Origin of the sequence: Amycolatopsis sp. NPDC059027 (genome assembly GCF_042739735.1) — a bacterium.
Lineage (GTDB): Bacteria > Actinomycetota > Actinomycetes > Mycobacteriales > Pseudonocardiaceae > Amycolatopsis.
In genome coordinates this window covers 2,752-12,171 of sequence record NZ_JBHYIK010000070.1, presented here as the reverse complement: position 1 = coordinate 12,171, position 9,420 = coordinate 2,752, and the positions used below count along the sequence as shown (strand labels likewise).

9 protein-coding genes and 1 riboswitch are annotated in these 9,420 nt (G+C 70.8%); of the genes, 5 read left to right on the top strand and 4 right to left on the bottom strand.

Annotated elements, in window-relative coordinates; translation table 11 throughout:
• Window positions 1-2,270: cobaltochelatase subunit CobN (locus tag ACFWY9_RS35655; protein WP_378340941.1), on the bottom strand; the 2,270-nt coding region annotated here is incomplete at its 3' end.
• A 52-nt stretch (window positions 2,271-2,322) separates the two neighbouring features.
• A riboswitch (cobalamin riboswitch) is annotated at window positions 2,323-2,392 on the bottom strand.
• A gap of 133 nt (window positions 2,393-2,525) precedes the next feature.
• Between ACFWY9_RS35655 and ACFWY9_RS35650 the strand changes: the two genes are divergently transcribed.
• Complete coding sequence (locus tag ACFWY9_RS35650) at window positions 2,526-2,984, top strand: hypothetical protein (protein ID WP_378330195.1); 459 nt, start codon at window positions 2,526-2,528, stop codon at window positions 2,982-2,984.
• 10 nt (window positions 2,985-2,994) lie between these two features.
• Window positions 2,995-3,912, top strand: a complete 918-nt coding sequence (locus ACFWY9_RS35645) for a hypothetical protein (protein WP_378340940.1) — start codon at window positions 2,995-2,997, stop codon at window positions 3,910-3,912.
• A gap of 2 nt (window positions 3,913-3,914) precedes the next feature.
• Here the strand turns inward: ACFWY9_RS35645 and ACFWY9_RS35640 are convergent, their stop codons facing one another.
• Genes ACFWY9_RS35640 through ACFWY9_RS35630 form a run of 3 tightly spaced genes read right to left on the bottom strand, consistent with a single transcriptional unit; the run spans window position 3,915 to window position 5,947 of the window.
• Window positions 3,915-4,154, bottom strand: a complete 240-nt coding sequence (locus tag ACFWY9_RS35640; RefSeq protein ID WP_378330197.1) for a helix-turn-helix transcriptional regulator — start codon at window positions 4,152-4,154, stop codon at window positions 3,915-3,917.
• 9 nt (window positions 4,155-4,163) lie between these two features.
• Window positions 4,164-5,015, bottom strand: a complete 852-nt coding sequence (locus tag ACFWY9_RS35635) for an ABC transporter permease (protein WP_378340939.1) — start codon at window positions 5,013-5,015, stop codon at window positions 4,164-4,166.
• Window positions 5,012-5,947: an ABC transporter ATP-binding protein gene (locus ACFWY9_RS35630; protein WP_378330199.1), complete on the bottom strand. Its 936-nt coding sequence runs from the start codon at window positions 5,945-5,947 to the stop codon at window positions 5,012-5,014. Before ACFWY9_RS35630 ends, ACFWY9_RS35635 begins: the two co-directional genes overlap by 4 nt.
• A gap of 98 nt (window positions 5,948-6,045) precedes the next feature.
• On the opposite strand from ACFWY9_RS35630, the gene cobG reads away from it, so the two are divergent.
• From cobG to ACFWY9_RS35615, 3 genes are read left to right on the top strand one after another with little or no spacing between them, the layout of a single operon-like run.
• The gene (gene cobG, locus ACFWY9_RS35625; protein ID WP_378340938.1) at window positions 6,046-7,194 is read left to right on the top strand and encodes a precorrin-3B synthase; all 1,149 of its coding nucleotides are present in this window, start codon (window positions 6,046-6,048) and stop codon (window positions 7,192-7,194) included.
• Window positions 7,191-7,814: a precorrin-8X methylmutase gene (locus tag ACFWY9_RS35620; protein ID WP_378330201.1), complete on the top strand. Its 624-nt coding sequence runs from the start codon at window positions 7,191-7,193 to the stop codon at window positions 7,812-7,814. Before cobG ends, ACFWY9_RS35620 begins: the two co-directional genes overlap by 4 nt.
• Window positions 7,811-9,322 (top strand): precorrin-2 C(20)-methyltransferase, encoded by a 1,512-nt coding sequence (locus ACFWY9_RS35615; protein ID WP_378330202.1) that lies wholly within the window; start codon window positions 7,811-7,813, stop codon window positions 9,320-9,322. Before ACFWY9_RS35620 ends, ACFWY9_RS35615 begins: the two co-directional genes overlap by 4 nt.
• Window positions 9,323-9,420 lie beyond the last annotated feature (98 nt).

The following is a 9,420-nucleotide window of genomic DNA, read 5'->3' as shown; positions in this document are numbered from 1 at the left end:
CCTCCTTCACTACCCTGAGCGCCGGTAAGGAGGCCTTCACGGACCTCCGAGAGCACCGTGGGGACGGCGGCGGGGGACCACGAGTGCGCTTCCATGGCCGAGACGAGCGCGTGCGCGGTCTGTTCGATTGAGTCCACTTCGGACAGTGGAGCGTCGGAGTTCTCCTTGAGCCCCAACGCCGAACGCAGGCCGGGGACCGCGCCCTGCTTACCACCCCACATCTGCTGCGCGCGCAACATGGCGAGCACGAGGTTCACCCGCGCCTCGCCCTCGGGCGCGGAACCCAGCACATGCAGGCCGTCGCGGATCTGCGCGTCCTTGACCTCGCACAGCCAGCCGTCGATGTGGAGCAGGAAGTCGTCGAACTCCGCGTCGTGCGGACGTTCCTCGACGCCCAGGTCGTGATCCAGCTTCGCCGCTTGGATCAGCGTCCAGATCTGCGCGCGGATCGCGGGCAGCTTCGCCGGGTCCATCGCGGCGATGTTGGCGTGCTCGTCGAGCAGTTGCTCCAGCCGCGCCATGTCGCCGTAGGACTCGGCCCGCGCCATCGGCGGGATGAGGTGGTCGACGATCGTGGCGTGCGCGCGGCGCTTCGCCTGCGCGCCCTCACCGGGATCGTTGATCAGGAACGGGTAGATCAGCGGCAGATTGCCCAGCACGGCGTCCGGCGCGCACGACGGCGAGAGCCCGGCCGTCTTGCCCGGCAGCCATTCCAGCGAACCGTGCTTGCCGAGGTGGACCACGGCGTGCGCGCCGAACTCCTCCTCCAGCCACCGGTACGCGGCCAGGTAGTGATGGCTCGGCGGCAGGTCCGGGTTGTGGTAGATCGCCACCGGGTTCTCGCCGAACCCGCGCGGCGGCTGGATCATGATGATCACGTTGCCGGACCGCAGCGACGCCAAAACGATGTCGCCGTTGTCGACATAGAGATCGCCGGGCGCCGGGCCCCAGTGCTCCTCCATCGCCTCGCGCAGCTCGGCGGGCAGCGCGGCGAACCACTCGCGGTAACGCGCCGCGGGCACGCGGATCGGGTTGCCGGACAGCTGTTCCTCGGTCAGCCACTCCGGATCCTGCCCGCCCGCCGCGATCAGCGCGTGGATCAGGGCGTCGCCGTCGGGCTGTTCGGTGCCGGTCGGGTCGACACCGGGAAACGCGTCGGGCCCGAGGTCGTAGCCCTGCTCCCGCATCCGCCGCAGCAGCTTGATCGCCGACGCGGGCGTGTCGAGGCCGACCGCGTTGCCGACGCGTGAATGCTTCGTCGGGTACGCCGAGAGCATGAGCGCGATCCGCCGTGACGGCGGCGGGGTGTGCCGCAGCCGGGCGTGCGCGAGCGCGATCTTCGCGACGCGGCCGGCGCGCTCGGTGTCCGGGACGTAGCGGGGCAGCCCGTCGGCGTCGATTTCCTTGAACGAGAACGGCACGGTGATCAGCCTGCCGTCGAACTCGGGCACCGCCATCTGGTTCCCGGCGTCGAGCGGGGTCAGTCCGTCGTCGCTGTCCTGCCACGTCTCGCGGTCGCTGGTCAGGCACAGCGCCTGGAGCACCGGGATGTCGAGCGCGGCCATTTCGGCGACGTCCCACGCCTCGTCGTCCCCGCCCGCGCCCGCCTCCGACGGCCGGGTGCCGCCCGCGGCGAGCACCGTGACCAGCAGCGCGTCGGCCTTGGCCAGCTCGGCCATCATCTCGGGCTCGCGGGTGCGCAGTGACGCGCAGAAGATCGGCAGCGCGCGGCCGCCGGTCTCCTCGACGGCGTCGGCGAGCGCGTGGATGAACGCGGTGTTCCCGGACAGGTGATGCGCTCGGTAGTAGAGGATCGCCACGACCGGACCGGTGTTGTCCGAAGCGGGCCGGTCGAGGACACCCCACGCGGGCTGCACCGTGGGCGGCTCGAAGGCGTCGCCGGTGAGCAGCAGCGTGTCGGACAGGAAGTGGTGCAGCTGCGTCAGGTTCTCCGGGCCGCCCTGGGCGAGGTAGGCGTGTGCCTCGGCGGCGATCCCGGCCGGCGTGGTCGACAGCTTCATCAGCTGGGCGTCCGGGGTCTGCTCACCCCCGAGCACGACGACGGGCACGCCCGAGGCCCGCACCGTGTCGAGACCCTCCTGCCAGCTCTGCGGGGTGCCGAGGATGCGCACGACGACGACGGACGCGCCGTCGAGCAGGCCGGGCAGTTCGGTGAGCGGGAGCCGGGCCGGGTTCGCCAGCCGGTAGTCCGCCCCGCTGGCGCGGGCGCTGAGCAGATCGGTGTCCGAAGTGGACAGCAGCAGAATCACGGAGTTCCTCCTCCGGGGTGTCCTCGCCCCGGTTGGTCGGGCGCGCCTGCCGGAGTTCCTGACTCCCGGAGACCTCTCCGGTCACAGTGGCGGGACCGTCCCGGACTTCCACCGGGTTCCTCCACCTGCCGACGCGTGGGTGCGCTCTCACTCTCCGGTGTGCGCCCCCGTGCGTCAAGGTGATGTGCTCGACGGCCCTGTCCGCTTCCGGACGGCCCACCGCCCGCGACGCCGCTCCTCGATAGATTCGGCGACATGACCCACCCCCAAGAGCCCGCGTACCCGGGCGCTGCCGTGCGGCCCCCGAGTGGCGGCACCGCGATCACCACCGCGGTGCTTGCCCTGGTGTGCCTGCCATGGACCTGGTGGGGCATCTACAAGAACATGGATTTCCTGCTCCAGGGCGCGAAGTACCCGTACAGCCTGGCGTTGCACGTCACCGCTTGTGTGCTCGAACTGGTAACGCTCGTGGCGGGCGCCGTGCTGCTGTTCCTGCGCAGCCCGGTGGGGCGGTGGCTGGTGTCGGCCGGGGGCGCGCTGATCGTTCTGCAGGGGGTCATCAGCGTCGTGGTGTTTTCTCTGCTGCTCGGTGGATTCGGCGAGGACGGCATCACCTATCTGGTGGTCGGGCCGCTGATGGTGCTCCCCGCGGTCGCCATGCTGATGCTGGTCGTACTGCCCGCTACCGGCCAGTGGTGCGTGCGGCGCCGTTAGACTCGGCGAGATGATGGGGCGCACCCGGCTACTGCTCGGCGTGACCGGCGCAGTCCTCGCACTGGGCCTGGCCACGACCGTGGTCCTCGTCCGCGGCGAGAGCGAGACGCCGACACCGGTCGCGCATTCCTCCGCCGCGTCGCTCGACTCGCTGGTCGCGGACTTCACCGGCGCGCTTTCCGCCGGTCAGCCCTATCGTCCGCCGGGAGCCGCCGAGCGTCGCGCGGGGCAGGAGGGCTTCACCAAGGTGCTCGATGCGGGCCACGCGACGTCGAGTGCGCTGGACGGTCTCGGCTTCTCGGTGCGGGACGGCGTCGACGCGAAGACCGGTCGGCCCTACACGATCGCGGTCAACGAGTCCGGCACCGAGCGGGCATGGGGAATGTACGTCATCGATCGTTCGGCGCCGCCGTCCCTGGTGGTCGAGGTCCCGCATCCGGCGTTCGACCTGCGCACCGAACTCGCCGGGCTCGACCAGTTCCGGCAGGTGCCCGGCGCGGTGCTGATGATCGCCGGGGCGCACCGGAAGGCGGGTGGCGGCAAGGCCGACGTGGCACACGAGGAGAGCTCGATGTTCCACGTCATCGCGACGACGCTGATGGCGCGCAAGCTCGCGCAGGTGCAGCTGCACGGCTTCGACGACGACAGCCAGCCCGGCACCGACATCGTGCTGTCCACCGGGGCGGGCAAGGCGGGGGACCCGGCGTTCCGCGCCGCGGACCGCCTGATCGCCCATGACTTCGTGGTGTGCCGGGGCTGGGCACAGACCTGCCCCGGGCTGGAGGCCAAGACCAATGTGCAGGGCAAGGCGGCCGCGGCGGCGGGGACGGTGTTCCTGCACGTCGAGATGAGCCGGACGGTGCGGGATTCCGCCACCCGCCGCGCCGACGTCGTGCGGGCGCTGACCGAGGCGAAGCCGGGCAGCTGAGCTCAGGCGGAGCGTTCGCGGTCGCCGATGCGCGGGAAGGGCGCGGTGGAGAAGATGACCTCCACCGCCACCTCGAAGAACTCCGCGATCTTCAGCGCGAGATAGAGGCTCGGGCTGTACTCGCCGCGTTCCAGGTAGCCGATGGTCTGGTAGTGCACGCCCAGCGCCTCGGCCAGCTGACGTCGCGAGATGTTGCGCTCGGCGCGCAGCATCGCGATGCGGTTGTAGACGACCTCGCTCATTTTGCTGCCCTAGCCAATTCGCTGCATCGCCTTTTCCCGTCGTGCCGCCACCGACGACCCGGACTCGCGCCGCGCCATCCTGCGCAGCACGATAGGGGCCAGCGTCAATCCGATCACGGACCACACGACCAGCACGCCGAGGGTCTCCCACGGACGCCAGGACTGCGTGATCTCCACGACGACCGCGCTGTCCGGCAGTAGCGCCGAGCGCATGCCGAGACCGAGCCAGTACATCGGGAACACCTGCGCGATGTACTGGAGCCATTCGGGCAGCGCGGTGATCGGGTAGAAGACCCCGGAGATCGCGCCGAGGCCCATGATCGGGATCATCAGCAACCCCATACTGCGGGGACTGCTGGCCAGCGCGCCGAAGACCGCGCCGAGCGGCAGTGCGGCGAGCAGGCCGAGCGCCAGTACCCACAGCAGGGTCAGCCACGAGGCGAGCCCGCCGGTGGCGAGGCCGTCGAACAGGAACAGCGAGGGCACCAGCGTCACGACGATGCCGAGGACGGCCCCGCAGGAGATCGACACGACCTTGCCGATGAGGTAGCCGAGCATCCCGTTCGGGATCGCCTTGGCCCGCAGCAGCGTGCCGTCCTCCCGTTCCACCGACAGCGCGCCCGCCATCCCGGTCAGGCCGCTGAAGAGCACCCCGGCGCCGAGCACGCTGGGCACGGTGGCGGAGCCGAGGGAGAAGTCCGTTCCCGGCAGTTTCGCGCCCCGCATGAAGACCATGACGACGATGAAGATCAACGTCGGGATGATCAGGTTGGCGAGGTCCTCCTTGTTGGTCAGCGTCTGCCGGAACTCGATCAGGCCACGCCGGAGACCGGCTCGCGTGGCGATGTTGAGCGGGGTCATCGCGCCCTCACCTTCCGGCCGGCGAAGTCCAGCGCGGCCACGGGCTCGTCGCCCGCCTCGGCCTGGCGGACGAGCGTCATGTACGTGTCTTCGAGCGAGGCCCGGCGGACCTCCAGGTCGCCGATCGCGTCCCCGTACTGCTTGAACAGCTCGTGGACGTACTTGGTCGCCTCGGTGGTGGCGTGCACGAAGCGCTGGCCCTCGCGCGTCCAGCGAACCTCCGACTCCCCTGCGATCTGCCGCGACAGCTGATCGGCCGAGCCGTCCGCGACGATCCGGCCGCCGGCCAGGATGAGGATCCGGTCGGCCAGCTTCTCCGCTTCATCGAGGTCATGAGTGGTCAGCAGGATCGTGATGTCGTCGTCGGCGAGACGGTGCACCAGGTCGTGGAAGGTTCGCCGCGCCTCGGGGTCGAAGCCCGCGGTCGGCTCGTCGAGGAACAGCAGTTCCGGGCGGCCGACGATGCCGATCGCGACGTCGAGCCGCCGCCGCTGCCCGCCGGAGAGCATCCGGATCTTCTTGCCCGCGTGTTCGGTGAGCCCGACGGCGTCGACCAGTTCGTCGGTGTCCCATGGCCGCCGGATCGACGTCGTCGAGTACGGCGCGTAGAACTCGCCGAGATGTGCCAGCAGCTCCCGCACCCGCCATTTCCCGTGGTCACGCCAGGATTGCAGGACGACCCCCAGCCGCGCCCGCCAGTCCTCGCCCCCGCGAGCCGGATCCACGCCGAGCACGGACACCGCGCCCGCCGAACGCATCCGGAAGCCTTCCAGGATCTCGATCGTGGTCGTCTTGCCCGCCCCGTTCGGCCCGAGCAGACAGACCACCTCCCCTTTGCCCGCCCGGAAGGCGACGTCGTGCAGCACGTCATTGGTCCCGTACCGCATGCGCAGGCCCTCGACGTGGATCACGTCGCCGGCGTCATGGCTCATCTGTCCTCACCCCCATCTCAGTACTGCGATCGAATGTAGCACATCTACTACATATCATCCGAGCAGTGCTCAGGGGTGCGCCAGCTAGAGTGAGCGCCATGTCCATCCGTGCGCGGGTACGAGCCGACGCGTGCCCCGGGGTTTTCGCCACCCACGACGCCGCGGACGGCCCGCTGGCCAGGGTCCGGCTGCCCGGCGGGGCCGTGACCCCGGCGCAGCTGCGTGCCCTCGCCGACGCCGCCACCGCGTGCGGCGACGGCGACGTCCACCTGACCTCGCGCGGCAACGTCCAGCTCCGGGCGGTGATCCGCCCCGGGCTCCAGTCGCGGTTGAGCGACGCCGGGTTGCTGCCTTCGCTGACGCATGAGCGGGTGCGGAATGTCCTCGCCTCGCCGTGGAGCGGGATCTCCGGTGGGCTTGCCGACGTACGCGGGCTCGCCGCAGCGCTGGACGACGCCGTCTGCGCCCGGCCGGACCTGGCCTCGCTGCCCGGCCGGTTCCTCTTCGCCTTCGATGACGGCCGGGGCGACGTCGCGGGCGAAGCACCGGACGTCTGTTGGATCGCCGTCAGCGCCGAGGAAGGCGCGGTGCTACTCGCCGGCGAGGACACCGGTGTGCGTGTGTCGCGCGAAAGCGCTGTCGACGCGCTGGTGGCGCTCGCGGCCGCGTTCGCCGAGACGCGCGAAACCGCTTGGCGGGTCGGGGAACTCGACGATCCCTCGACGCTGCTCTTGGCCTTGGACTTCGGTACGCGCACGGCTCCGACGTCATGGCAAGGCGCCCCGGACGACCGGATCGGCGCGGTGCAGGGGAACGACGGCGACGCGATCGGGGCGGCCCCGCGCTTCGGGCAGCTGACGGCCACGCAACTGCGCCTGCTGGCCGACGTCGCGGAGCACGCCGTGGTGACGCCATGGCGCACGATCGTGCTGCCAGGGGTCGGCGCGAACGCGCGGAAAGCGTTGGCGGGGGCGGGGTTCTTGACCGATCCGGCCGATCCGCGGCTGGGGGTCAGCGCGTGCGTCGGACGTCCCGGCTGCGCGAAGTCCCGTGCCGACGTCCGTGCCGACGCCGTCCGGTTGCCCGGCGATGTGCGGGCGCACGTTTCGGGGTGCGAGCGGCGCTGCGGGAAGCCGTCCCGGTCACATCTCGACGTCGTGGCCGCCGAGGGCGGCTACCGTGTCGACGGCACCTGGGTCCCGGTGGAGCAGCTGGGCGAAATGGCGGTACGAAAGGGAAACACGTGATCGATTACCTCCGGGACGGGGCCGAGATCTACCGGCACTCGTTCGCCACGATCCGCGAGGAGGCGGATCTGGCGATCCTGCCCGACGACGTCGCGGGCATCGCGGTGCGGATGATCCACGCCTGCGGGATGGTCGATCTGGTCGACGACCTGCGGTACACGCTCGACGTCGTCGAGTCGGGCCGCGCGGCACTGGAAGCCGGAGCGCCGATCCTGTGCGACGCCAAGATGATCGCCAGCGGGGTGACCCGCAAACGGCTGCCTGCCGCCAACGAGGTTCTGTGCACTTTGGACGATCCGAGCGTGCCGGGGATCGCCGAGCGGCTGGGCACCACGCGGTCGGCCGCCGCGCTGGAGCTGTGGCGGGACAAACTCCCCGGGTCCGTGGTGGCGATCGGGAACGCGCCGACCGCGTTGTTCCGGCTGCTGGAACTGCTCGACGAGGGTATCGGGGCGCCTGCCGCGATCATCGGCGTCCCGGTCGGCTTCGTCGGCGCTGTGGAGTCCAAAGTGGAATTGGCGAAGCACGCGCCCGCGCCGTATCTGGTCGTGCACGGACGGCGGGGCGGCAGTGCCATGGCGGTCGCGGCGATCAACGCACTCGCGAGCGTCGTCGAATGAGCGTCACCTTGGGAAAGCTGTACGGCGTCGGCCTCGGCCCCGGCGACCCCGAACTCATGACGGTCAAGGCCGCGCGGCTGATCAACGAGGCCGATGTGATCGCCTACCACAGCGCGCGGCACGGCCGCAGTATCGCGCGCTCGGTCGCCCAGCCCTACCTGCGCGAGGGGCAGATCGAGGAGAAGCTGGTCTACCCGGTCACCACCGAAACCACCGATCACCCCGGCGGGTACGAGGGCGCGATCGCGGACTTCTACGAGCTGAGCGCGAAACGGCTCGCCGAACACCTCGACGCCGGGCGCGACGTCGTCGTGCTGTGCGAGGGCGATCCGTTTTTCTACGGCTCGTACATGTACATGCACGAGCGGCTCGCCGGGCGCTATGAAGCGACCGTGGTCCCGGGCGTCACGTCCGTGAGCGCGGCGTCGTCGGTGCTGGGTCGTCCGCTGGTGCAACGCGACGAGGTGCTCACCGTGCTGCCCGGCACGCTGCCCGCGCCGGAACTCGCCCGGCGCCTCGCCGACACCGAGGCCGCCGCGGTACTCAAGCTGGGCCGGACCTTCGGCAACGTGCGTGACGCGCTGGCCGAGGCGGGGAAACTCGACGACGCCTGGTACATCGAACGCGCGACCTGGGGACAGCAGCGAGTGGCGCCGTTCGCGGACGTCGACCCCGAGTCGGTGCCGTACTTCTCACTGGCCCTGTTGCCCAGCCCGGCCTATGCGTCCCGTGTGGACGGTGAGCCCGCGGAAACCCCTGCGCCGCCTGCCGAGCAGGTCACCGGCGGTGAGGTGGTCGTGGTCGGGCTCGGCCCGGCGGGGCCGCGGTGGCTGACCCCGGAGGCCGAAGCCGAACTGGCGGCCGCCGAGCACATCGTGGGATACGGCCCGTACGTCGCCCGCGTCCCGCAGCGCGCGGGCCAGCAACGGCACGCGTCGGGAAACCGCGTCGAGGCCGACCGGGCCGTCGAGGCCCTCGAACTGGCCGCCGGGGGAGCGCGGGTCGCGGTGGTGTCCTCCGGCGATCCCGGGGTGTTCGCGATGGCCTCCGCCGTGCTGGAGCAGGTCTCGGCAGGGCACGGCGCCGGGGTGCGGGTGCGGATCGTGCCGGGCGTGACCGCCGCGCAGGCCGCCGCGTCGAAGGTCGGTGCCCCGCTGGGACACGACTACTGCGTGCTCTCGTTGTCCGATCGCCTCAAGCCGTGGGAGATCATCGAACGCCGGCTCGACGCCGCCGGTGCCGCGGATCTCGTGCTGGCGCTGTACAACCCGGCCTCGCGCACCCGGAAGACGCAACTCTCGGACGCCCGCGATGTGCTGCTGCGGCACCGGTCCCCGGACACTCCGGTCGTCGTCGCCCGTGACGTCGGCGGGCCGGAGGAGGACGTCCGCGTGACGACGCTGGGCGGGCTCGATCCGTCCACTGTGGACATGCGCTGCCTGCTGATCGTCGGTTCGTCGAAGACCAGGGTGGACGACGGGTTCGTCTGGACGCCCCGCAGCTACTAGCCCGGGCTGGGCTGAAGGGGGGGGGGTGTGGCGACCGCCACAGGCGAGTATACCCACCGACAGCGCGAGGAGCAAACAAACTCTCGATGTTGTTTTTT

Bases quoted from the DNA above. Each gene is read 5' to 3' on its own strand.
- ACFWY9_RS35615 (WP_378330202.1), top strand. From the start codon at position 7,811: ATGAGCGTCACCTTGGGAAAGCTGTACGGCGTCGGCCTCGGCCCCGGC.
- ACFWY9_RS35640 (WP_378330197.1), bottom strand. From the start codon at position 4,154: ATGAGCGAGGTCGTCTACAACCGCATCGCGATGCTGCGCGCCGAGCGC.
- ACFWY9_RS35650 (WP_378330195.1), top strand. From the start codon at position 2,526: ATGACCCACCCCCAAGAGCCCGCGTACCCGGGCGCTGCCGTGCGGCCC.
- cobG (WP_378340938.1), top strand. From the start codon at position 6,046: ATGTCCATCCGTGCGCGGGTACGAGCCGACGCGTGCCCCGGGGTTTTC.
- ACFWY9_RS35645 (WP_378340940.1), top strand. From the start codon at position 2,995: ATGATGGGGCGCACCCGGCTACTGCTCGGCGTGACCGGCGCAGTCCTC.
- ACFWY9_RS35635 (WP_378340939.1), bottom strand. From the start codon at position 5,015: ATGACCCCGCTCAACATCGCCACGCGAGCCGGTCTCCGGCGTGGCCTG.
- ACFWY9_RS35630 (WP_378330199.1), bottom strand. From the start codon at position 5,947: ATGAGCCATGACGCCGGCGACGTGATCCACGTCGAGGGCCTGCGCATG.